Origin of the sequence: Mycetocola saprophilus (genome assembly GCF_000718085.1) — a bacterium.
GTDB lineage: Bacteria > Actinomycetota > Actinomycetes > Actinomycetales > Microbacteriaceae > Mycetocola > Mycetocola saprophilus.
Genome location: NZ_JOEC01000017.1, coordinates 1 through 229, shown reverse-complemented (window position 1 = coordinate 229; position 229 = coordinate 1). Strand labels below are relative to the sequence as shown.

The 229-nt window shown below is 61.1% G+C and carries 1 protein-coding gene; it reads right to left on the bottom strand.

Annotated features, from left to right (window positions below; all coding sequences use genetic code 11):
* Positions 1–229: hypothetical protein (locus IE92_RS18620; RefSeq protein WP_030149550.1), on the bottom strand; the 229-nt coding region annotated here is incomplete at both ends.

Below are 229 nucleotides of genomic sequence, written 5' to 3'. Positions count from 1 at the left end.
TGCGCCGGGCACGTTCTCGATCACCCACGGCTTCCCGATGAGTTCGAACGCGGCTCGGGTTGCGTCGATGAAATCGGGGTGCTCGTTGCCCTGGATGCGCTGCGCGTTCGTGAAAGCCTGGCACGGTGGTGAGGCGTGGAACGCGTCGAACTCGGTGTGATGCTCGAGCAGATACTTGAGCGCGTCCGATTCGTGAAACTCGAACGGATATCTGGGTTGTGGGTCGATG